This is a genomic window from Pseudoalteromonas nanhaiensis (genome assembly GCF_051235485.1).
Taxonomy (GTDB): Bacteria; Pseudomonadota; Gammaproteobacteria; order Enterobacterales; family Alteromonadaceae; genus Pseudoalteromonas; species Pseudoalteromonas lipolytica_C.
This window is the reverse complement of sequence record NZ_JBPNYQ010000001.1, coordinates 185,741-208,233: the sequence shown is the minus strand read 5'-3', so window position 1 is coordinate 208,233 and position 22,493 is coordinate 185,741. Positions and strand designations below refer to the sequence as shown.

Here is a 22,493-nt window from a genome sequence, read left to right as displayed (position 1 = left end):
GCAAGAAATTAGGGCATGAGGATAAAGCCATGAGCAATGACATTTCATCACTTCGTCAGGCATTTGCAAGCCAACGTCAATTTTATGATGATCAAAACTTCCCACGCGGTTTTGGTCGTAGTGGTCACTTCACTTTGCTAGAAGCCGACATTCTCGAACAGCATGGTGTTGTATTAAAGGGTTTATACAACAAAACCCTAGAACCGCAAAATGAATTTCAAACTCAATTTGTGCAAGTTGTTACCGGTAACCTTGAAGCAACAAACCCAGTTGAACGCGCTTGGATGAAATACCTAAAACAAACAACCTGTAAAACGAAGTTTCACACTTTGTTTGGTCGTTCACGTATTGCCAGTCCTACACCGCAAAGTGTTGAGTATTATTCTGAGTCAGATAGCTTATAACGATTTGCTTTTTTACCCTTTTAGGGTTAAAACTTGTAATAACTTTTGTTTCGCCAATAAGTTATTACAAGGCAAGCTGTGACTCGAAGAATACTAATAATTGAAGATACGCCAACCATTGCGCGAGTGCAAAAACATATCGCGCAAAAAGTTGGCTATGAAGCAGACATTGCAGGTAATTTAGCCGAAGCAAAAAAGCTTATAAGTGAGCACAATTATTTTTGTGCTGTGGTTGATTTTATTCTCCCAGACGCACCTTTAGGTGAAGCCGTCCCCTGCACCATCGCTGCCGATATACCGACTATTGTTATGACCGGTAACCTTGACGAAACCACGCGTAATATAGTCGAAAAGCACCCAATCATTGATTACATTACCAAAGAAAATAAACAAGCTTATCAATACCTAGAAAAACAACTGGCGCGTTTACCTCGCAATGAGCAAATACTGGTGTTAGTGGTCGATGATTCAAAAGCAACTCGTCAGCTAATTTGTCATTTATTAGCTCGCCACAAATACCAGACAATTGAAGCCGTTGATGGCGTCGATGCTCTCAGAGTATTAGCTGAAAACCCAACAATTTCAGTGATAATAACTGATAACGAAATGCCGAACATGAGCGGTGCTGAGCTCTGTGTTGAAATACGCCGTTTATACTCCAACGATGAAAAAGCAATTATCGGTATTTCTGCTTATGATACTTTGCATCTATCAACGCGTTTTTTAAAGTCAGGCGCAGACGATTACCTACGAAAGCCATTTAATAATGAAGAATTCTACTGTCGACTAAGCCAAAACGTCGACATGCTTGAAAACATCAAAACGATTCGTTTACAAGCAAATACCGATTACCTAACTAAACTACCAAACCGACGTTACTTTTTCGGTGAAGCAAATAGACATTTAAAAGCCGCTAAACAAGCTGGCTCGGCGGTATCCCTTGGCATGATCGACATTGATCATTTTAAATCTATTAATGATAATTATGGCCATGATGCAGGTGATGAAGTGCTCAAAGCGTTATCACATTACATGACCCAATATTTTGCAGATAATTTAGTAGGCCGCTTTGGTGGTGAAGAGTTTGCCGTGTATTTTGCAGATCAAGATCCAGAAGAAGCATTACAACGCCTAGAAAAATTTCGCGCTTTTATTGAAAAGCACAGCCCAGAGTTTAGTAAAGAGCAAATTCATTTTACTTTATCCATAGGCTTTCATCATCAGCCTATTTACAGTCTAGATGAACTGATTAAACAGGCTGATTTAAAGCTTTATCAAGCAAAAGAGTCTGGACGCAATAAGTTAGTTAGCTAAAGCCTAAACAGGCTTTGTCACAGCTTCTAGTTGCGCCTTTCGTTGTTTACGGCTTTGTCGATACGAGTCCCAACTAAATAGTGCCAGCGCACTCCAAATGCACGCAAAGGTCACTACACGCTCAGCATCAAATACTTCACCGTAAAAAGCCACTGCAAGTATAAACATTAAACTTGGACCTATGTATTGGAAAAAGCCCAGCGTGCTGTACTGCAGGCGCTTTGCGGCACCTGTAAAACATAACAGCGGCAAGGTTGTTACCACTCCGGCACTGATGAGTAACAGGTTAATGTGCCAATCATTCGCTGTTAAATCAGAGCTTGCTGAAGGCGCCATCAACCACCAGTAAATAAGCGCCACAGGCAATAAAATAAGCGCTTCTAGCAATAAGCCTGGTAATGATTCAATTGGCAGCTTTTTGCGTAATAATCCATAAATGGCAAACGAACCGGCTAATGAGAAAGCAACCACGGGGAATGAACCAAAGCTCACAAGTTGAAGTAACACACCACAAAGTGCTAAACCTACCGCAACGCCTTGCCATTTACGCAGTCGCTCACCTAAAAACAACATACCAAGTAACACATTGAGCAATGGATTGATGTAATATCCTAAACTTGCATCAAGCATATGATTATTGTTCACAGCCCAAATAAATAAGCCCCAGTTAAAGCCTAGTAAACTGGCTGTTATCACCAACATCAGTAGTAATTTAGGTTGCCCAAGCACAATACGAATACGCTGCCATTGATGACGAGCTGCGATAATAAGAAGTAAAAATAACACCGACCAAATAACGCGGTGCATCAAGATTTCAAATGCAGATATTTGCTGCAAAAACTTAAAGTAAATGGGTGCAAGACCCCACATAAAAAAAGCTAAACATGCGAAAATAACCCCTTTTCGCTGTTCAATATTGGTAGGCATAAGCTTGGCTTTGTAGGTTAAAAACCTTATTTTACGCCCACTAAGCAGTGACGCAACCAAAACGCGTTAAATAAACCCATGTATTTACTTCTAAAAAGGGACTGCCATTGTTGCAAAGTAACGCCTTGATATTAAGCACCTGTGAAACGCTTAATTCTGCATCTTGAGGTCATTTGGTATATTGCTAAAGACATCGCCTTAAAAAACCACTAAAATGCTCGGCGATGAATACCAATACCGCAATGTCCAACACACCCGTTCGATCACCACACGCCGTACTCAAACAAGTGTTTGGTTACAAAGATTTTCGTGATGGCCAAGAAGCGATTATAGCCGCAGCGCTAGACGGACAAGACTCGCTTGTACTTCTGCCAACAGGTGGAGGCAAATCCTTATGCTATCAAGTCCCAGCATTAATACTCGATGGTGTGACTGTGGTCATCTCGCCACTTATTTCTCTGATGCAAGACCAAGTTGCCCAACTAAGAGCGCTTGGCGTACAGGCTGCATATATTAATAACAGCCTTCCCTTTGAAGAGCAGCAAGCGGTGTATCAGCAATTGCACTACGGGCAAATTAAGCTGTTGTATGTGGCGCCAGAAAAAGTGTTGCAACATGAATTTTTAGAACGTTTAAGTCATCTTAATTTAGCACTTTTTGCCATCGATGAAGCACACTGTGTGTCTCATTGGGGCCATGACTTTAGGCCACATTATTGTCGACTCAACGAGTTAAAACATCGCTTTATGCATGTACCTATGATGGCACTTACAGCGACAGCAGATAAGGCAACTCGTTACGATATAATCGAACAGCTCCAGCTTAACCAACCGTATGTGCACACAGGCAGCTTTGATAGACCTAATATTCGATACACCATTGAAGAAAAATTCAAACCTATGGTGCAACTGCTTCGCTATTTAAAAGAGCAGCAGAATCAAAGTGGCATTATTTACTGCACCAGCCGTAAACGGGTTGACGATGTTGCTGAAAAACTTGCTGATGCAGGTTTTAATGCCGCAGCCTATCATGCAGGCATGAGTAACGAGCAACGCCAATTTGTGCAATCAGGTTTTGCCCGAGACGATATTCAAATTGTGGTTGCAACGGTTGCATTTGGTATGGGTATCAACAAACCAAACGTGCGCTTTGTGGTGCATTACGATATTCCAAAAAGCATTGAGGCCTATTACCAAGAAACAGGCCGAGCTGGTCGTGATGGCCTTGCCGCAGAAGCGATTATGTATTTTGATCCAGCTGACATAGGCCGCGTACGCCGTTTTTTTGAAGATATTGAAGACGAGCAACGACGCCGCGTTGAAGAACAGCGCTTTAATGCGATGGCCAGCTTTGCCGAAGCACAAACATGCCGCAGACAAATTTTACTCAATTATTTTAGTGAATATAAGCGCGAAACCTGTGGCAACTGTGATATTTGCTTAAACCCACCAACCAGCTTTGATGGCACACTCGTTGCGCAGCAAGCGCTATCTTGTGTGTATCGTGCCGAGCAACGATTTGGTATTGGCTATATTGTTGAGCTACTACGTGGTGCAAATACCAGCCGCATTCGTGATAATAATCACCACCAGCTAAGTACTTATGGTATTGGTAAAGATCACAGCGTGGAATTTTGGCTAAGTATTTTAAGGCAACTTATTCACCAAGGGTTATTAAGCCAAGACATCACGCAAGGCTCATCGTTACGTTTAACCGAAGCCGCCCGTGCAGTGCTTAAAAGTGAATATGCATTACAACTTGCCGAGCCCCGCTTACAAGCCAAGCACGTATACCAAGATAAACTCGCCCAGTTTAATTACGACAAAAAACTGTTTGCTAAATTACGTGCCTTACGTAAAGAACTGGCTGATGCGGATGATGTGCCACCTTATGTAGTATTCAACGATAAAACGCTTGCTGAGATGGCGCAACTTATGCCAACTAATGATAGCGAGTTCTTAAAAGTGTCGGGTGTTGGTTTTACTAAACTAAATAAATACGGCGCACCATTTTTAAATACTATCCGCGACTACTTAGCCGCAAACTAGGACTACCATGACTGAACTTACTTTTGATGCAGAACATGCAGTCATCATTGTGCAAGCAAGCGAGCCTCCTCATGACGAAGATTTTGAATTATGGGCTACCTTGTTTTTACATACACCCGCAATAAAAATTGCCGACTTTGATGCTGGAGCCGATCGACATCAGTTAAGATTTCACTTTACAGATCATAGTTTTAATCTAAACTTTGAACATTACAGTGAAAGTATTTGGATAAATGCTGAGGGCGTAGAAGCTACAGAGATATTAGGCGAGCTTTATCAGCATTTAGTCACACAGTTACAATAATAAGCTAGACTTTTTTCCACGCTTAGTATGTAGTGACTGTATAGGAAACAATCAACTAAGGGTGTAAATGGGTTTTAAGCAGTCGCACTTCGTTGCTCTACTAATTTTGTTGCCAGTGAGCTTGGTAACGAACGTGTATGCAGAACAGCAAGACATAGGCGATAGCAACTATTGTCAAAATCAGCGCACACTAAAATCCCAAGATAACAATTTGCGCCGCCAACTTGATACCGATAACCCACTTCCGCAGGCTGCTGAAGGCAGCAAAATAACTTCTATAAAACTTGAGCAGCTCAATGTATTTAATACCGAGCTTGAAGAAGAAAATAACTTTTTATTTCGCTTTGCTAATCGTGCTCACATGACCACTGAGCCGGATGTAATACATAGCGTTTTACTGTTCAAAGAAGGTGATGTTTACAATCCACGTAAATTACTAGAGTCTGAGCGACTGCTGCGTAAACAAGGTTATTTGTATGACGCCCGTATTAACGCCAAACTTGACTGTGACGGAAATGTACACGTTAATGTTGTCACCCGCGATTTATGGACCTTACTGCCAGAAATAAGTTTCAGCCGCAGCGGTGGCGAAAATGAGTCAAGCCTTGGATTTCGCGAGTCAAACTTTTTAGGTTGGGGTAAACGCGTGTCGTTCTCGCGTACGCATGATGCTGACCGCACCGGTTACCTATTTGTTTATGATGATCCTAATATCTTTTCAAGCCGCTATCGTGGGCGGCTAGAATATTCCGATAACGACGATGGTAAGCGTCATTACATCGATGTAAGTTACCCGTTTTTTTCTATCGATACACCTTATAGTTATGGCGCAACAAGCTACTCTGATGAGCGCCGCGAATCACTTTATTATCGGGGAGATGTGGTCAGTGAGTTTGAACAAAAAACTGTATTAAGCCGCGCTTACTTTGGTCACTCATCACAACTTGCCAATAATTGGACCCAGCGCATAAAACTCGGCATTGAAAACCGCGAAGAGACCTTTAAAGCCATTTCACAAACGCGCTACCCTATTGCAGATGATCGTAGCCTTAGTTACCCCTATGTGAGTGCGCAATGGTTTGAAGATCATTACATCAAAGTAAGAAACTTCGACAGCATATATCGTACCGAAGACCTCAACCTTGGATGGAATATCCAAGCTCTTCTTGGTTATTCAAGCAAAGACTTTAGCGATGATTCAAGTCGTGCCATTTACTCATTATCATTATCAAAAGCGCACTACAGCGGAGATAATCAACTTTGGCGCTTTAAAGCCGACATAGACGGCTATTGGAACGAAGCCCTTGATGATGTTGAAAATCTTTTCACAAGCACGCAAGTTCAGTATTACCTTAATACGACTCTTAGGCAAAGCTGGTATGCTAAAGCACGCCTGCAGTACGCAAAAAACCTGACCGCCGACAAACAACTTACTCTAGGTGGAGAAAACGGCCTCAGAGGCTACCCGCTCAATTACCAAGTAGGCGATCGTAGCTTTTTAGTGACTTTAGAAAAACGCTATTATTGGGAATACGATTTATTGCAGTTATTCAAAGTCGGTGGCGCGGCATTTTATGATATTGGCAGAGCTTGGTATAACGACAAAAACAATGGTGAAAATGGCAATGTACTACAAAATGTCGGTGTGGGTCTTCGTTTAGCCCCTAGTCGTGCCAATGCAGGAACAGTAATCCATCTAGATGTTGCCGCACCGATAAATAATCACGATGATGAGATAGATTCAGTACAATGGCTTGTGACTGTTAAAAATACCTTTTAAGCTAGTGTTATTCAGCAACTAACGCGCTAAAATCGGACGTAAATTATTAGCTTGGGAACCCCTTTGGACTTCGTCGAATTTTTTAATGAGCAATATCATTTAATCGTGACAATCATCGCGGTTTTGCTCTATCCGCTACTACGTAAAACCACCAAAAAACTGCTTTTAAAAGCCATTAAAGGTAAAGCTGATCCGCACCGAGAGTACCGTGCAGAGCTACTCCTTAACATTATTTTGGCGATCGTAATGCTATGCTTAGTATTAGTTTTTTGGGGTATAGAGCTGCGCGGCTTGTTAGTACTAGGCTCATCCATTTTTGCCATGTTGGGGGTAGCCCTTTTTGCTGCTTGGTCGTTACTAAGCAACCTAACAGCCTTCTTGTTGATGTTTATTCAAAACGATTGTCGGGTTGGTTTTTGGGTGAGAGTAATTGACGGTGCAAACTTCTTAGAAGGGCGTATTATCGAAATGGGGTTAATGAACGTGGTGCTTGAGCATGTTGATGGCCACAAAGTAATTTATCCAAACAACATCTTTGTTACCCGCCCTGTGATGGTGTTAAAGACCCCACCAACAGCGACTAAAGCGCCAACCATCAAGCGCATTTTAGGGCCCAAAAAATAAAGCCGCAATTTGCGGCTTTTTTATAAAATACTTTAACGACTAATTATTTAAATCTGCCGTTTTCAACTCGTCTTCAATATCGCTTATTTCATCAATAAAGTTTTCAAGTTGTTGCTCTACAATACTATTTGCATGAGCAAAGTAAGCAAGATGGAATACGGCATCCCCCTCGTTCACAAGCGGCATGGTTTGTTGACCAATCACAATACCACTGCGCGGAGCGAGTAGCTCAAGCTCAGCATCACCAAGTGGGCTGCTGATATAAGCTAACACTTGCCCTTTCATTACTCGCTCACCAAGTGATACTTGTGCACGCACAATACCGTCAACTTCGGCGCGCACCCAGCTTGTTGAGCTTGCAATAACCGGCTCTGGTAGCTTCTTAGCTCGCTTACCTCGTACCATTTTTAAATGGCGCATTACATAATCAACACCTTGCACACCTGCAGCAATGGCAATAGGGTCAAAGCGAAGCGCTTCACCAGCTTCATAAGTAATTACTGGAATACCTAAATTTGCCGCCTCACTACGTAATGAACCATTACGAAGTGACGCATCAATCACCGCTGGAGTACCAAAGGCTTTCGCCATAGCTGCTGTTGCAGGGTCGCTCAAGTTAGCACGAATTTGCGGCAAGTTTGTCCGGTGTATCGCGCCCGTATGTAAGTCAATAATGTGCGTACAATGCATAGCTACTTGCGAGAAAAATGCATTAGCCATGCGCCCAGCTAATGAACCGCGGGTTGAGCCCGGAAAGCTACGGTTCATATCTCGGCGATCAGGTAAATAGCGTGATTTGTGAATGAATCCAAATACATTCACAATCGGTACTGCAATAATTGTCCCTCGCAGTTGCTCAGGCTCAATCTTAGCCAGTAATTGCCTAACAACCTCAACACCATTGAGCTCGTCACCATGAATGGCCGCACATACCATTAATACCGGTCCTTGCTGCACACCATTGACGACTTCAATCGGAATATTTAACGGCGAATGGGTATAAAGCTTAGCAGCTTCAATAGAAAATGTTTTACGTTCGCCAACCCCCACCGTATCACCTAAAATTGAAAACGGTGTATTTTTCTTAACCTTAGCCACGCACTGTTCCTTTTAATAGAGCGCTTATACCAAAAGGCTTAGCCTTTACCACGAGTTGCAGTTCTTTTTGTAGCGGCTGTTTTCTCAATAAAATTGATGATCATGCCAGCAATGTCCTTGCCTGTTGCTACTTCAATGCCTTCAAGGCCTGGTGATGAATTTACTTCCATCACTAATGGACCACGTGCAGAGCGAAGTAAATCAACACCCGCTACGTTTAAGCCCATCGCTTTAGCAGCTGCAACTGCGGTTTTTCTTTCTTCAGGCGTAATACGCACAAGTGTCGCACTACCACCACGGTGTAAGTTCGAGCGGAACTCACCTTCTTGAGCTTGACGCTTCATAGCAGCAATAACTTTGTCACCTAGTACGAAACAGCGAATATCAGCACCGCCAGCTTCTTTGATGTACTCTTGCACCATGATATTGGCTTTCAAGCCCATGAATGCTTCAATTACACTTTCTGCTGCTTTGCGTGTTTCAGCTAATACCACACCGATACCTTGCGTACCTTCAAGTAGTTTAATTACTACAGGTGTGCCACCTACCATGCTTAATAAGTCTTTTACGTCATCAGGTTTGCTCGCAAAGCCTGTTACTGGCATACCCACACCTTTTCGCGAGAGTAGCTGTAGTGAACGTAATTTGTCACGTGAACGGGTAATAGCAACAGACTCGTTCACAGGAAATACGCCCATCATTTCAAACTGACGTAATACCGCACAACCATAGAAAGTTACTGATGAACCAATACGTGGCACGATAGCATCAAAATCTTTTAAATTTTCGCCACGATAATGAATTTCTGGTTGCTCTGAATTAATGTTCATGTAACAACGTAGTGCATCAATCACTTTTACTTCATGACCACGCTGTTCTGCAGCCTCTATCAAGCGACGTGTTGAATATAAATTTTGGTTGCGAGATAAAATACCAAGTTTCATAGTTAAAACCTTAACTGTTTAACTCATACACATTAAAAATGTGTCATAAGTCCTTTTTATAATAAGTGTGATAAAGCCGGATCAACGACTATACGATTTTCCATTGCTGTGCGCCCTAGCAACATTCTAAATTTCATCGTTGCACGGTTACTTAAGGTTACTCTTACAGGCCAGCTTTGGTCTCCTGCAACGAGTTTTGTTTCAATAAAGTAACGAAGTTCACGCTGACCACTCGAACTGGTCACGTACTTACGCTCAACGATTTTTGCACGACACAACACTGTTGTTTCTACATCTTCTTGCAGAGGATGGGTACTAAATTTCACCCAGTTTTCGCCATTTTCTGAAAATTCCTCAATATCAAACGCATGAATACAAGATGTACGCGCACCTGTATCCACCTTCGCTTTGATCTTCTCAATGCCCAGTTCTGGCAAGCTCAGCCACTCACGCCAGCCAACTATCATTTTTGCGGTCATTCATGTGCCCTCTTTAAAAAAGTGTCTTATACGCTACAGCGCTAGAAACTCCAACGAAATATATTTATCCCCTCGATAAATCGATTTCATTAATATAGTCTTGACTATACTTATGTATATACTCAACTATATCGCACTATTTGTAAAATGAGAGCTCAATATGATCAATGGGTTACTTCATGTCTTAATCTTAGACGAACAAGGCGGCGCACGTGCTATTGACAATAGTACTGAGCTGCAAAATTGGCAACCTGCACACGGAAAACTTTGGGTTCACATGGACTACAGTCAGGCCGATGCAGTGCAGTGGCTTGAACAAAGTAACTTATTAACAGATTACGAACTTGAGTCCCTTATTGCTGATGAAACACGCCCTCGCCTAACTAAAGTTACCAACGGTAACATGCTGTTTTTACGTGGTGTAAATTTAAACCCCGCGCAAAGTCCAGAAGATATGGTGTCGTTACGTTTATTCATCAACGAGAATGTTATTGTTACAACGCGTAAACGCCGTTTATTATCGGTGCAAGACGTTGTTGAATCGTTCGATGGTAGTAATGGCCCTTGCTCAATCTCTGAATTAGTGTGTCAATTAGCGCAAAACCTAACGTCTCGTATGCAAGCGGTGATCGATAGCCTTGATGACACACTCGATGGCTTTGAAGATGAAATTGATGAACCAAACAAAGGCTTTGATCATCAATCGCTAGCGCAAATTCGTCGTCAGACAATCGCGTTAAAACGTTATTTAAGACCACAAAAAGAAGCACTTATTACTTTGTTAAACAACAAATATAAGTGGCTAGATGAAGACGATAAAGCACGCTTAAACGAAACAACCAATATGTTGATCCGTTATTTAGAGGAGCTAGACAGCTCGATTGAACGTGCGCAAATTATTCAACAAGCGATTACCAGCCAAGTGTCGGAGCAACTAAACCAACGCATGTATGTGATGTCGGTGGTTGCTGCACTGTTTTTACCACTTGGCTTCTTAACAGGCTTACTCGGTGTAAACGTGGGTGGAATTCCGGGGACTGAAAGCCCTTATGCATTTAGCTTGTTTATTATTTTCTTGCTGGTGCTAACCGTTGGAATTGGCATTTACTTTAAAAATAAGAAGTGGCTATAACGCGATAACCTTTTTAATTAAATCAAGGCGGACGGCATGTTCGCCTTTTTTTGTCGCCAAAATCAGGTGCTCGCCATCGGAGTTAAATATTTTGAGTGTCTCAGCCCTTCCCTCTACCTGTTCACCAGATACTAAGGTAATACTCAATAATGATTTATGCATGCACCATAATTCGTACTTATCGTAGTCGCCACAGTCTATGGGTTGATAGGTCATTTTACTTTTGAGTCTTATTAAAGAGTAAATCGAGCTTAGAAGATATTAAAGTGAAGAGCAAATGGCGCTCTCGGCAGGGATCGAACCTGCAACTTAGCCTCCGGAGGGCCACGTGATATCCATTTCACCACGAGAGCACATTTGTCGTCGCCAGTACTGACTCGCGATATCAGCATGACAACCCGGCAATGATAATGGCATCTGTCATTAAATGCTAGCGCCGAGCTCTCTATATGCACATAAATTCAGCAATTTGCATTAAAACACTTCACTTTCGGGCAGAACCAAGGTATTAACGTATACTTAGTAAAATTAATAACAAGGTGGCATTCTTTGCCGCATAAGGGGAATTTGATCATGAGTTTAATGTCTACAGAGCAAGTGGCGGAATTTTTAGGTGTCAAAGTTGAACGTGTAAAACGCCTTGCTCGCGAACATTTACTGATCTCTAAATCACAAGATGACAAAGGTGAGCCTTTGTTTGATCCAGAAGACGTAAAAAAATATAAAGAGCTTGCCGAGCGAATTGGCGGTCTTTAGTTTTTAACTTTTAATATGAAGTGGTTAAGCTGTGTAAGCAGTGGCGCCACTTTGTCCATCGCACCACGTTGTTCATACCAGCAAATACATAAAAGTAAAAACAATGCATGAAACGCCGCGAGCTTTTCAACTGATAAGTTAAACTCGTGATGGTCGCACACAAGCGCATGGTAACTTTTAAGTAATGCTAGTTGCTGCTCGTCATTCAGTGCAAAACTCACCACTAGCGCCGCTAAGTCAAAATAAACATCGTTACTTTTGGCATATTCAAAGTCGATCAAAAACATACCTGATTCATTCACAATGATATTTTCTTTTACTAAATCATTATGGCAAAAGCCCATATCTTTTGGTGCTGAAGCAATATAAGCCAGTGATTGCTTAATTAGCTCTGCGTGTTGCTGGTAACGGGGTGTTTGCTGGTAATAGTTAATTTCGTAGGCAATATCCATAGGCTCAGTTAGCACAGGATAACGATGTAAATTCACTAAATCAGGCAATAAGCTACTACAGAACTCCCCGCTTGCAATGTTTCCTGCCACGTATTCAAAAATAGCGGTATCGGTTGCTTGCTCTAACCAAAGCGGTGCAGGGCAGCAGCTTTGCTTTGCAAAGTGCGTTTGCGCAGCAAGGCCAATTGCAGGCCAGTGGTCGCGATAGTGCTTAACCAAGAAATCTTTATTTGAGGTTTTTACTAAGTAGTTATCATTGCTTAATCCCTCAACCAGCGGGCTGATTGAGATAATAATTAAATGGGGGTCAAAACGCGCAAACAACGCGTGAATTTGTTGCTCAGTTTTCATCTATAGCTGTGCAAGCGGCTTAGCCTGATGCTGCTCGTATTCTTCGTACCAAGTTTTAAAGCCCCACGCTGCCATAATGGTGTAAAACACAAAAAGCACTAAGGTTGGGTAATAACCTTTTTCAAAGTACAAATACATCGAAGCTGCATCAATCACAATCCAGTATAACCAGTTTTCCAGTACCTTCTTAGCAACAAGGTAGGTTGTCACCACAGCAAAACAGGTGGTAAAACTGTCTAAATAAGCAAAATCAGCATGGGTGTAATTGGTCATCACAAAACCAATAACAACTGAAGCTAATGAAGTAGCAAGCAGAATCACTGCATGGCGCTTCAACGACCAAGAAATTATTGGCAGATGATCTTTATTGTTCATGCCCCGGCGCCAAACTACCCAACCATATACCGCCATATACATATAGTAAAAATTAAGTAGCGACTCCATCAACAGTGCGCCATTCCAGTACATTACGGTATAAATAAAGGTGCTCAAAAACGCGGCAGGCCAACACCATAGGCTTTCTTTAATCGCTAACAGTAAATACGCCATCGACAATGCAACGGCAATGTATTCCCAATGCGACATGGCAGTAAAGCCTGAGAAGGTTTCGCTCAAAAATTCCATAACACGCGCTACTTTAGAGATTAGTCTTCGCTAGGCGACAAGTCACCATGTAAGAACTTACAAACAAAAATAGCTTTACCAAACTCTTCATATGAACGTTTGATTTCAGTATTAAGTACAGACATCACTAAATCATAATCACCGAAAATCTGTGTCGATAAGGTATTGGTGATCACTTTTAGACCTTCATAACTATTTACACGGTCAATAAAACCTTTAATAAACGGAATATAATCTTGGTGAAGTGGATACTTGCTGATCTCTACTGAAAGTTTCATATGCGTTACCGAGTATTTTCAAAGTATTGCATTGTAACTCGCTTATACTAACAAGTCATGGCTCTGGCTATTTTTTAGTGTAAAATCAGCCCCGATAAACATTGAGGACTCATTATGGCACGCCGCATCACTTATAAATTTAAAAACCAACCGCGCGAAATTAATTTTGCTAAAGATAAATACCGCGATATGTATCATGCGATAGCTGCGGCTGAAGGCATTGATTTAACGAATTATTTAAAGATGGAACAGCAAGTCGAAATGACTTCAAAAGGCTCTGCAGCAGTGCGTAATTTTCGTGATCAAGAATTCGCACGAATGGGCTTTAGCGACGTGTATTTTATTAAAGAATAGTTATTCTTGATACTCGTAGCTTACTCGCGGGGTGATATTACACAGTAACTCGTAAGGAATGGTGGTCGCACACTGGGCAATCTCTTCAACAGGAAGCTCAGGCCCCCACATGATCACCTCATCTCCTACTTTGATATTGTCGTGGTTATCACCAATATCGACCGTGATCATATCCATCGCCACACTGCCGACAATACCATAGCGCTGCGACTTAATAATAACCGGTGTGCCCTGCTCGGCATGACGCGGATAACCATCACCATAGCCCATCGCAACTACGGCAAGCTTTGTGGCTTTATCACTACACCAACGGCCACCATAGCCAACACATTGATTAGCCTCAACATCACGAATCGCAATAACGCGTGTCGTTAAACGCATAACAGGTTCAAGCCCGTGCTGTTGACCAACACCATTAAGCATTGGCGATACGCCATAGAGCATCAACCCCGGGCGTACCCACTCGCCATGACCTTTTGGCCAAGCAATAATGCCAGCTGAGTTTGCAAGGCAATACTGCTCGCTTTTGCCATCAGCTAATGAATCAAACAAAGCAATTTGCTGAGCGGTCTTTTCATCATTGATGTCATCGGCACACGAAAAATGCGTCATTAATTTAATGTCATCACGGGCATTAGGACTTGCTTTTAAGCGACTGTAAAAAGACTCAAATTGCGATGGTGCAATCCCTAAGCGATGCATGCCGGTGTTAATTTTTAACCAACATGCAATCGGTGCATCAAGCATTGCATTTTCAAGGCTGGTGAGCTGATTCTCATCATGAATGATGGTTTGAAAGTTATTCGCCAGCAAAATTGGCAGATCGTCTTGATGAAAAAAACCTTCAAGCAATACAATCGGTTTTGTCAGTCCACCGGCACGTAGCGCTAACGCTTCGTCAATTCGTGCTACCGCAAAAGCGTCGGCATCATTTAAGTATTGGGCAATTTTTACTAAGCCATGACCATAGGCGTTGGCTTTTAGCACCGCCATTACTTTGCAACCAGGCGCAAAGCGCTTCACTTGCGCTAAATTATGGGCAAGAGCTTGAAGGTTGATTTCGGCAATGGCTAAGCGCATTAGTATTCGTCATCCATAGCTGGACCCGCGTAGTTATCAAAACGCGAGAATTGACCTTGGAACGTTAAACGTACTTTACCGATTGGGCCGTTACGCTGCTTACCAATGATGATTTCGGCCACGCCTTTTTCAGCACTGTCTTCGTTATACACTTCATCACGGTAAATAAACATGATTAAGTCGGCATCCTGCTCGATCGAGCCTGATTCACGTAAGTCGGAGTTGATTGGGCGTTTATCGGCACGTTGCTCTAGAGTACGGTTTAGCTGTGATAATGCAATAACCGGACATTGCAGTTCTTTTGCCAGTGCTTTTAATGAGCGAGATATTTCAGCAATCTCTAAGGTACGGTTATCAGATAAGCTTGGTACACGCATTAACTGTAAATAGTCGACCATGATCATACTAATACCGCCATGGTCGCGGGCAATACGACGTGCACGCGAGCGTACATCTGTGGGTGTTAGGCCCGATGCATCATCAACATACATCTTACCTTTTTCCATCAACAAGCCCATGGTTGACGACAGGCGCGCCCAGTCATCATCATCAAGCTGACCAGTACGCACCTTAGTTTGGTTAATGCGACCTAGCGATGCCAGCATCCTCATCATGATTTGCTCTGAAGGCATCTCTAGTGAGTAAATAAGCACAGGCTTATCTTGTGTCATAGCTGCGTGTTCGGCTAAGTTCATCGCGAAGGTGGTTTTACCCATCGATGGACGTGCCGCCACGATGATAAGGTCAGAAGGCTGCATACCTGCCGTCATTTTATCAAGGTCGGTATAACCTGTACTTACACCGGTTACACCATCTTGCGGCGACTGATAAAGCTCTTCAATCTTATCGACGGTTTTTTCTAAGATGCTATGTAAGCTTTGCGGCCCTTCAGTACTTTTTGTGCGTTGCTCTGCAATTTTAAATACTTTACTTTCGGCAAAGTCGAGCAAATCATGGCTGGTACGCCCTTCAGGGCTAAAGCCAGCTTCGGCAATTTCGTTCGCAACACCAATCATTTCACGGATAACAGCACGTTCACGAACAATATTCGCGTAAGCATCAATGTTCGCTGCACTTGGCGTGTTTTTGGCAATTTCGGCAAGGTAGGCAAAACCACCGACACTACTTAACTGATTATTTTTTTCTAAGCTTTCAGAAATAGTGATCAAATCGATAGGGTCGCCACTTTCAGCAAGGCTCACCATTGCTTCAAAAATTAGCTTGTGGGTGCGGGTATAAAAATCCTGTGCAACCACTAACTCAGCAACACGGTCAAACGCTTGATTATCAAGCATTAAACCACCTAAAACAGATTGCTCAGCTTCAATTGAATGGGGAGGAACTTTTAATGTGTCGACTTGCTTATCTGGTTTGGCCATAACTTCACAAAACTTAAATTGAATGGCTCTATTCTATCGACTTGCTAAGGCTGTGCAAATAGTTAATACCAATCGACTTAAATATTTGGTCATTCTAGCGTGCTAAATAAAGCGCTAACTGCGTTAGAAATGTCTAAAGTAGAGTAACTACATGTCAAAATTTCTGCCTTGTTATCACTTCATTTATCTGTCGCTATTTAAGACCAACAACTTAACACGATTGGTATAAGCGGGAAGTCCTCCCGCTTTATTGTAATTGAGTGAAATATTGTAATTGAGTGAACTGTAATCGTTATTTCTGTTTACGAAGTTCAATGCGTCCGCTAATCGTATCCATTTCGATATCAGCATCGCCACCGTTAATACTAAATTCTAAGTCGCTAGATGGGCCGTATTTAGCCTTCGTTGCTCTGTCATCACTCAGCTCATTAACGATTTTACCGTTTGCATGAGCTTCAATTTCAAACTTTGCCGATACATCTGCAGGGAAGTAAAACTCGGCGTCACCACTGACTGATTCAAAACGAATATTGGCATCTGCTAGCAGCTTGTTGATGTGAACTTCCGCTTCACCGTTTACCGTGTTTATGCGTAGCTTTTTAATTGCATCAAAGGCAAAGTCAATATCACCATTTACGTTCTCAAGGCGAACATCTTGCGCTTTTGTTTTTGATTTTATATCACCATTAACTGCAGTAAAGCGTAAGGAACCCTGTGAGTTTTTATCGTTGATTTCACCATTGACTGTTTCAAAGCGAATATCACCGTTAAGATCATGGGCATTTACATCGCCATTGACTGTTTCAAAGCTCATGTTGCCGCTAATTTTTTGCACTGTAATGTCGCCGTTGACGGTATCGATTTCAGCGCCGGCTTCAAGCTCTTTAGCACTGACGGTTACATTCACACCGGCAAACTCAAGCTCACTGCTTTTTGGCATGTAAATGGTTAAACGTGAACCGTCACCGTTATTCCAACCACGTAAGTTACGCGGCATTTTGACGATAAATTCAACACGGCTGCCTTCAACCTCTAAACGATAACCTTCGGCTTTATCATCAAGCTCACCTTCGATTTTAAGTTGAGGCTTATCCCAGCCTTCAATGCGTACATCACCCCGTTGATTTTCAATAAAAATACGTTTATTTACAGGCACATCAATTTGTTCATTAATGGTTTGTCCTGCCATTGCCATCAGTGGCAATAATCCTAATGTTAAAGCTAGTAATTTCATAATTGTCACTCCTAAATCGTTTGCCACTTCGGTGCATGCACCTTGTTAATTAAGTCCAGTTGTTGCTGATAAACCTGTGAGAGCATTTGTAATAAAGCTGGATTTTCAGGTTCATTCTCAAGTGCTTGCTTGATGGCGCTTTCTGCTTCTTCTAACTCTTTAAGCTGTTGCTGCCAATTATCGGTTAATGCAGGTTGATTTTGATACTGCACCAATAAACCTTGCTTTTGCTTAGTGAAATAATCACTCATTGCCATCATGCTATTTGATTCACCTTGACCGACAAAAAGCTGTACGGTCAACAGTGCAGCAATACAACAAGCAGCCACAGCCGCGAGCTTATTCCAGCCATGAGTTGGTTTCTCAATTTGCTGCGTTTGCGGCTCAGCAATTGCTCGCTCAATACCCGGCCAGAGATCTTTATCTGGGCTAATATCTTGCTTCTGGTTAAGCGAGTCATTTAAAAATTGTTCAAATTCTTGCTTACTCATTTTCATACCACTCTTTTAATAACTGCCTTGCACGGTGAAATTGCGACTTACTTGAACCAACTGCCATGTTTAGCATTTTCGCTATTTCTTCATGGCGATAACCTTCAATGGCGTGCAGCACAAAGACCATACGTGCTCGTTCAGGTAATCTCAGCACTAACTTATCGAGGCCGTTAAAGCCGTCGCAATCTGCAGCGCTTTGCTCATCCATACCACTTTGTTCAAAACTCACGACTTTTTGCAGCCAACTCTTGTGTTTGCGAATGTAGCTAATCGCAATATTGCTGGTAACACTATGTAACCAAGTCGAAAACTGTGAGCGTCCATCGAAGTTAGCAATTTTATGCCAAAGCTGTACAAACACTTCTTGCGTGGCATCTTCTGCATGCTCTTTATCTGCAAGCAATCGTAAACAAAGGCTATATACTCGCTTCACATGCAACTCATAAAGTGTTGCATAGGCAGCTTGATCACCGCTTTTAACCCGCTCGATCAAGGCATGCTCACTTTGCTGGACGAACGCTTGTTCTGCATCTATCAACATCCTGGATGTTGTCCTTTATGATTATTATTGTGAATTTAGTGTATTAGACGTAAGGGGGGATTCAAAAGGTTTAAATGAAATTAAATTTTTTTGTGTAAGCTACAAATAATTGAGCTTACACAATTTTATTTGGGGGATTTGCGTTATTCTGCAGGTGATGCGTCGCTTTCGTCTTCGCTTGTTTCTGCGGTTTTGTAGCGCCAACCTAAAAACACAATACGAGCTGGAGATGACGGTGTCGTGCCATTTTTAACCTGCAACAAACTTGCATCGTAATGGGCACCACTGCCCCCTGTTGCTGTGATACTTGAGCCACGAACGCTACCAAATAGCTCACCACTACCAGATAATTTTACCGTTGTGAGGGGCGCATATATCGCAGCATATAAATTAGCAGCTCCACTAAATTGCACTCCATTGATGCCATTAAATGTTGAATAAAATGACAATGAAGGATGACCACTGCTGGTTAATCCTTCTTGTTCAGTGATTACTTTTGCTCCCGCACCAATGCTCACTTTGCCGGTGATTAACACGGTTAAACTGCTGTCTTTCTTTATTGTAAGAGTCGTGTCGCCTTCCATTGAGAAGTCACCATCAACCAATAAAATAACATCACCACCAGAGACCTCCATTTTGCCGTCACTGGTCATTTTTAATCGGTCTAGTGCAAATATAGATTCCTTACTATTACTACCGCTTGTTTTTGTTTGTGGATTTGAATCAAACAAGAAAATATCCGCAAACGTCGGAAAGATAATTTGTCGACCATTTTGACTAAAAAAACCTTTTTGAGTGTTCAGCTTGAATTGCTGTGTTGGCCCAATCGAAACAGCATCATAGTCAGTAACCTCATCGAGAATATCGACCATTTTCTCTGGAAGTATAAGTGGATCACAGTTGGTGTCAGGGTTGCTCGGATCGTAATCTGGTGCACTAGGATCTGCAACGGTAACAGGTGCAACATTTGGGTTTACATTAAACTTACTATCACTGTAATGAACACCATTTTGCTGATTATTATAGGTATCTTTAAAGTCACCTGTTCCACCATACATAATATCCAGCGCTTCACCTTGGTTATTTGTAATAAACGTTGACCACTGCATTTTGACATCGCCATTGGCTCTAACAACACCTGACACAGTGCCACCACGATGGGTATAATACCCACCTGTGTAGACGTTACCGTCAACACGTAAACCACTACCTGGTGAAATATACACCCCGGTATTTGAATGAATATTACCTATAATCGGTGATGAACCATTTAAGTAGATAACCCCTGTAGCCTTAACATCACCTCTTATAGGTGAATGACCAGACAGCACAACATCCGAATCACCAGCGATGGTCGATACATCGCCATCATTCGATTTTGTTTCTTCATAGCTACCTTTGCTAGAGTCGTAGCTATCAATACTGCCACTCCCCGATAAGTTAACTCCTTTACAACCCACCATCGCATTAGTAAATACAGAGCTTCCTTTAGCTCCTTGCAGTGCAAAACGTGCAACTAGATTACTTTGTGCATCTCCCTCAAAACGCTGACCTAAACTGGCAATTTCTAGTTCACCATCGGCATTTTTACTTACACTGGCATTAAACGTGGCATCAGCAGCGATAACGCCCACTCCTGAGGCATCGCTTGTTTTATTGATCAACTCATCAACCGCGAGAATACCTTCTCGATTAATAGTTTGCTGCAATAACTTAGCTTGTTCAAAAACACCTTTTTCGGCTAGTAAACGACTGTTTAGTTTTTTCTGAAAATTACCACTTAAGCGCTCTTGTACAATTGTTTCGCGTAATGAACTCAGCACCACAATACTCGCCATGCTGGTTAAAATAAGAACCGTAAAAAGCGTAAAACCAGCTTGTTTATTAAACACGACTATTCCCATATGCTTTGAGTAAAATTGCGTTCGTTAAGGCAATATCGATGTTGATACCTTGACCAAATTGAGTTGGTAAATCCCGTGGTTTGACACTTATCGTGACCAAGTCACCAGATAAACTAAACGATAATGCTTCAATACCAGTTAGTAAGCGTTCGGCAACCGCACCATTTAACGAGCATAATAAGTCGTTGCCATTTAAACGATAGATTTCTGTCACTTGAGACGTGGTAATAGAGCCATCACAGGCAATAACGCCACTTGGCTGCGTAATTGTGATCGTGCTGTTATCTGCACTAACGATTGGCGTTAATTGCGTTTGTTTTATACTTCGGGTGAACACTTTACTTGTGAAGCGAATCACTTCTTGGGCGTTTTCAAGTTCTTTACTTACCGCAATCGTACTTTTAATAGCCGAATAAGATAAACTCACGCCTGCAAGTAAAAATGCCCCTGCTGCAAGTGCAACCATCAGCTCAACTAAACTAAAACCCTTACCACGCTTCATCATTAGCAAGCCGCCGATAAATCGGGAAAACTGGCGTTTAAACTAATTTGGTTTTCAGCGTTATCAGTCATACGTTTATCAACCCAGCCAACATTTATTTGCATATCGTTACTGTAAGAAGCCGGAATCGTCAGTTGGTAGTCGTTTACTTGTGGCTTAAGGCTTTCTCTAAAAGTGGCATCCTGAAACAAAGCGGGATCGGTTTTTTGAATTTCACACACATGCGGCCATAAACGCTCAATTGTGTTTTGGCCTTGAATAAGTGACACCGTATAATGAAAACTATTGGTCGCATACTGTAAAGACTTCAACTGCGCTGCAGCTAAACCCAATAACGCTATCCCAGCAATAACAACAGAAATCATGACCTCTAGTAATGAAAAACCTGCTTGTTTCTTCATGCACACCCTCGCTGTGAACTTTCAACTAACCAATTTTGCCCACTTTTAAGTACACACATCACATAGTCTGTGGTGTTAACATGCTCATCTTGAATACGAATACTTGCTTGTCTATCAACCTCACCACTGGCACTCACCGTTAATGAGACCAAATTGACGCTAACGCCAGCTTTTGTCACAGAAAATGCTTTTAAAATAGTATCAACACCGGCTTCATTTAAAGTCACTTCCCAGCGGTTATCACTCACAACTAATCGAATCGACTTATCGCGTTTTACAGCTTCACTGCGTGCATATTTGTAAACGTTGTTGAGTTGATTTGCGGTAGTAATGACGCGATCTTGCAAAATCTGCTGGCTAAAAGATGGCAATGCAAGACTTGCCAAAATCCCAATAACACCGAGCACCACTAATAATTCAACTAGGGTAAAACCAACTAAACGACGCAATTTAGTTACTCCCAACAATCATTGGCTGTCGCGCTGTAACTACCATCATGGTTAACGACAAGCTCACCACAGCGATCGCCCGCTTGTGCAGAGCCCGTATTAGGCGTTGCTTTTAAACTGTAGCCACGGTTTTTAAAATCACTCACTGCACCAGCAGCTTTATCGGTGGCAGTATAAGTAAAAGAGTAATAGCTAGTATCTTGCGTTGTGAATGTATTGGGATATCCACCATTTCGCGAATAGATACGCTCAAGACTTGCACTATATTGAAGTAATTCTTGTTGAATATCAGCGCGTCGGCTGCGCTGCATATGCTCAGTATAAGCGGGTAATGCCACACTGTAGAGAATACCTATAATTGCTACAACAATAAGTAATTCAACTAATGTAAAACCACGTTGCTTACCTTGTCGACTTAACACGAGCGCATTTAACAATCTTAATACCTCTAATACTTTTTTGTTAAAACAATATAAATGACAGCGTTGTCAGTGTCAATTTTAACCAATTTACCTTTATTCATCCGATTATACTAATAAGAAGAATAAAATTAAGAAAAAAGAATGCTTGTTTGTAAAATAGGTAAGATTATAGGATTATCTATTAGGTGTTTAAAATATGAAAACTAATACTATTTACC

General features: G+C 41.9%; 27 protein-coding genes and 1 tRNA gene. 9 read left to right on the top strand and 19 right to left on the bottom strand.

The window, feature by feature from the left end; all coding sequences use genetic code 11:
- Positions 1-29: 29 nt before the first annotated feature.
- Both ACSFVZ_RS00900 and ACSFVZ_RS00895 read left to right on the top strand, forming a co-directional pair.
- The gene (locus ACSFVZ_RS00900) at positions 30-404 is read left to right on the top strand and encodes a MaoP family protein (RefSeq protein ID WP_135926162.1); all 375 of its coding nucleotides are present in this window, start codon (positions 30-32) and stop codon (positions 402-404) included.
- Positions 405-482: 78 nt separating this feature from the next.
- A complete protein-coding gene (locus tag ACSFVZ_RS00895) occupies positions 483-1,718 on the top strand; it encodes a GGDEF domain-containing response regulator (RefSeq protein WP_435557928.1) in 1,236 nt (411 codons plus the stop codon).
- Between the two features lie 3 nt (positions 1,719-1,721).
- On the opposite strand, the gene rarD is transcribed toward ACSFVZ_RS00895, so the two are convergent.
- The gene (rarD, locus tag ACSFVZ_RS00890; protein WP_135926164.1) at positions 1,722-2,645 is read right to left on the bottom strand and encodes an EamA family transporter RarD; all 924 of its coding nucleotides are present in this window, start codon (positions 2,643-2,645) and stop codon (positions 1,722-1,724) included.
- Between the two features lie 224 nt (positions 2,646-2,869).
- Between rarD and recQ the strand changes: the two genes are divergently transcribed.
- The 4 genes from recQ (at position 2,870) to ACSFVZ_RS00870 (ending at position 7,401) form a co-directional block, all read left to right on the top strand.
- The gene (gene recQ / locus ACSFVZ_RS00885) at positions 2,870-4,693 is read left to right on the top strand and encodes a DNA helicase RecQ (protein ID WP_138557039.1); all 1,824 of its coding nucleotides are present in this window, start codon (positions 2,870-2,872) and stop codon (positions 4,691-4,693) included.
- A 7-nt stretch (positions 4,694-4,700) separates the two neighbouring features.
- Positions 4,701-4,997, top strand: a complete 297-nt coding sequence (locus tag ACSFVZ_RS00880; RefSeq protein WP_135926166.1) for a DUF3630 family protein — start codon at positions 4,701-4,703, stop codon at positions 4,995-4,997.
- A gap of 67 nt (positions 4,998-5,064) precedes the next feature.
- Positions 5,065-6,777, top strand: a complete 1,713-nt coding sequence (locus ACSFVZ_RS00875; RefSeq protein WP_435557927.1) for a POTRA domain-containing protein — start codon at positions 5,065-5,067, stop codon at positions 6,775-6,777.
- Between the two features lie 63 nt (positions 6,778-6,840).
- A complete protein-coding gene (locus ACSFVZ_RS00870) occupies positions 6,841-7,401 on the top strand; it encodes a mechanosensitive ion channel domain-containing protein (RefSeq protein ID WP_135926168.1) in 561 nt (186 codons plus the stop codon).
- Positions 7,402-7,440: 39 nt separating this feature from the next.
- On the opposite strand, the gene ACSFVZ_RS00865 is transcribed toward ACSFVZ_RS00870, so the two are convergent.
- The 3 genes from ACSFVZ_RS00865 to ACSFVZ_RS00855 are packed head-to-tail and all read right to left on the bottom strand — an operon-like array spanning position 7,441 to position 9,922.
- Entirely contained in the window at positions 7,441-8,499 is a 1,059-nt protein-coding gene (locus ACSFVZ_RS00865) for a succinylglutamate desuccinylase/aspartoacylase family protein (protein WP_135926172.1), read from the bottom strand.
- Positions 8,500-8,537: 38 nt separating this feature from the next.
- Entirely contained in the window at positions 8,538-9,443 is a 906-nt protein-coding gene (rimK, locus tag ACSFVZ_RS00860; RefSeq protein WP_435557926.1) for a 30S ribosomal protein S6--L-glutamate ligase, read from the bottom strand.
- A gap of 56 nt (positions 9,444-9,499) precedes the next feature.
- Positions 9,500-9,922: an ATP-dependent zinc protease family protein gene (locus tag ACSFVZ_RS00855; RefSeq protein WP_135926174.1), complete on the bottom strand. Its 423-nt coding sequence runs from the start codon at positions 9,920-9,922 to the stop codon at positions 9,500-9,502.
- A 160-nt stretch (positions 9,923-10,082) separates the two neighbouring features.
- On the opposite strand from ACSFVZ_RS00855, the gene zntB reads away from it, so the two are divergent.
- On the top strand, positions 10,083-11,054 hold the full coding sequence (zntB, locus tag ACSFVZ_RS00850; protein WP_135926175.1) for a zinc transporter ZntB: 972 nt from the start codon (positions 10,083-10,085) through the stop codon (positions 11,052-11,054).
- Here the strand turns inward: zntB and ACSFVZ_RS00845 are convergent.
- Positions 11,049-11,270 carry a Rho-binding antiterminator gene (locus ACSFVZ_RS00845; RefSeq protein ID WP_138557041.1) on the bottom strand — a complete coding sequence of 74 codons (222 nt, stop codon included), beginning with the start codon at positions 11,268-11,270 and terminating at the stop codon, positions 11,049-11,051. The two genes, zntB and ACSFVZ_RS00845, sit on opposite strands and share 6 nt — an antisense overlap.
- A gap of 62 nt (positions 11,271-11,332) precedes the next feature.
- Positions 11,333-11,407: transfer RNA gene (locus ACSFVZ_RS00840), tRNA-Arg, on the bottom strand.
- Between the two features lie 220 nt (positions 11,408-11,627).
- On the opposite strand from ACSFVZ_RS00840, the gene ACSFVZ_RS00835 reads away from it, so the two are divergent.
- Positions 11,628-11,810, top strand: coding sequence for a helix-turn-helix domain-containing protein (locus tag ACSFVZ_RS00835; RefSeq protein WP_054563404.1), 183 nt, complete (start codon positions 11,628-11,630; stop codon positions 11,808-11,810).
- On the opposite strand, the gene ACSFVZ_RS00830 is transcribed toward ACSFVZ_RS00835, so the two are convergent.
- The 3 genes from ACSFVZ_RS00830 to ACSFVZ_RS00820 are packed head-to-tail and all read right to left on the bottom strand — an operon-like array spanning position 11,807 to position 13,515.
- On the bottom strand, positions 11,807-12,613 hold the full coding sequence (locus ACSFVZ_RS00830; protein ID WP_435557925.1) for a phosphotransferase: 807 nt from the start codon (positions 12,611-12,613) through the stop codon (positions 11,807-11,809). The genes ACSFVZ_RS00835 and ACSFVZ_RS00830 overlap by 4 nt on opposite strands.
- Positions 12,614-13,237 carry a nicotinamide riboside transporter PnuC gene (gene pnuC / locus ACSFVZ_RS00825; protein WP_135926178.1) on the bottom strand — a complete coding sequence of 208 codons (624 nt, stop codon included), beginning with the start codon at positions 13,235-13,237 and terminating at the stop codon, positions 12,614-12,616.
- 20 nt (positions 13,238-13,257) lie between these two features.
- Positions 13,258-13,515 carry a YkoF family thiamine/hydroxymethylpyrimidine-binding protein gene (locus ACSFVZ_RS00820; RefSeq protein ID WP_054563401.1) on the bottom strand — a complete coding sequence of 86 codons (258 nt, stop codon included), beginning with the start codon at positions 13,513-13,515 and terminating at the stop codon, positions 13,258-13,260.
- A gap of 114 nt (positions 13,516-13,629) precedes the next feature.
- On the opposite strand from ACSFVZ_RS00820, the gene ACSFVZ_RS00815 reads away from it, so the two are divergent.
- Positions 13,630-13,869 carry a DUF2960 domain-containing protein gene (locus ACSFVZ_RS00815; RefSeq protein ID WP_054554201.1) on the top strand — a complete coding sequence of 80 codons (240 nt, stop codon included), beginning with the start codon at positions 13,630-13,632 and terminating at the stop codon, positions 13,867-13,869.
- On the opposite strand, the gene alr is transcribed toward ACSFVZ_RS00815, so the two are convergent.
- From alr to ACSFVZ_RS00765, 10 genes are all read right to left on the bottom strand, one after another.
- Positions 13,870-14,949, bottom strand: coding sequence for an alanine racemase (alr, locus tag ACSFVZ_RS00810; RefSeq protein ID WP_235382221.1), 1,080 nt, complete (start codon positions 14,947-14,949; stop codon positions 13,870-13,872). It lies immediately after the preceding gene.
- Positions 14,949-16,328 carry a replicative DNA helicase gene (gene dnaB, locus ACSFVZ_RS00805; RefSeq protein WP_135926180.1) on the bottom strand — a complete coding sequence of 460 codons (1,380 nt, stop codon included), beginning with the start codon at positions 16,326-16,328 and terminating at the stop codon, positions 14,949-14,951. The genes alr and dnaB overlap by 1 nt, the downstream gene beginning before the upstream one ends.
- A 292-nt stretch (positions 16,329-16,620) precedes the next feature.
- Positions 16,621-17,562 carry a DUF4097 family beta strand repeat-containing protein gene (locus ACSFVZ_RS00800; protein ID WP_435557924.1) on the bottom strand — a complete coding sequence of 314 codons (942 nt, stop codon included), beginning with the start codon at positions 17,560-17,562 and terminating at the stop codon, positions 16,621-16,623.
- Between the two features lie 11 nt (positions 17,563-17,573).
- Entirely contained in the window at positions 17,574-18,059 is a 486-nt protein-coding gene (locus tag ACSFVZ_RS00795; RefSeq protein ID WP_138557045.1) for a hypothetical protein, read from the bottom strand.
- On the bottom strand, positions 18,046-18,597 hold the full coding sequence (locus ACSFVZ_RS00790; RefSeq protein ID WP_281547065.1) for an RNA polymerase sigma factor: 552 nt from the start codon (positions 18,595-18,597) through the stop codon (positions 18,046-18,048). The genes ACSFVZ_RS00795 and ACSFVZ_RS00790 overlap by 14 nt, the downstream gene beginning before the upstream one ends.
- A 143-nt stretch (positions 18,598-18,740) precedes the next feature.
- A complete protein-coding gene (locus ACSFVZ_RS00785) occupies positions 18,741-20,489 on the bottom strand; it encodes a DUF7305 domain-containing protein (RefSeq protein WP_435557923.1) in 1,749 nt (582 codons plus the stop codon).
- Positions 20,482-21,006 carry a prepilin-type N-terminal cleavage/methylation domain-containing protein gene (locus ACSFVZ_RS00780; RefSeq protein WP_135926185.1) on the bottom strand — a complete coding sequence of 175 codons (525 nt, stop codon included), beginning with the start codon at positions 21,004-21,006 and terminating at the stop codon, positions 20,482-20,484. Before ACSFVZ_RS00780 ends, ACSFVZ_RS00785 begins: the two co-directional genes overlap by 8 nt.
- Complete coding sequence (locus tag ACSFVZ_RS00775) at positions 21,006-21,404, bottom strand: type IV pilus modification PilV family protein (RefSeq protein WP_135926186.1); 399 nt, start codon at positions 21,402-21,404, stop codon at positions 21,006-21,008. The genes ACSFVZ_RS00780 and ACSFVZ_RS00775 overlap by 1 nt, the downstream gene beginning before the upstream one ends.
- Complete coding sequence (locus ACSFVZ_RS00770) at positions 21,401-21,853, bottom strand: GspH/FimT family pseudopilin (protein ID WP_135926187.1); 453 nt, start codon at positions 21,851-21,853, stop codon at positions 21,401-21,403. Before ACSFVZ_RS00770 ends, ACSFVZ_RS00775 begins: the two co-directional genes overlap by 4 nt.
- Positions 21,854-21,858: 5 nt before the next feature.
- On the bottom strand, positions 21,859-22,290 hold the full coding sequence (locus ACSFVZ_RS00765; protein ID WP_435557922.1) for a type IV pilin protein: 432 nt from the start codon (positions 22,288-22,290) through the stop codon (positions 21,859-21,861).
- Between the last annotated feature and the right edge of the window lie 203 nt (positions 22,291-22,493).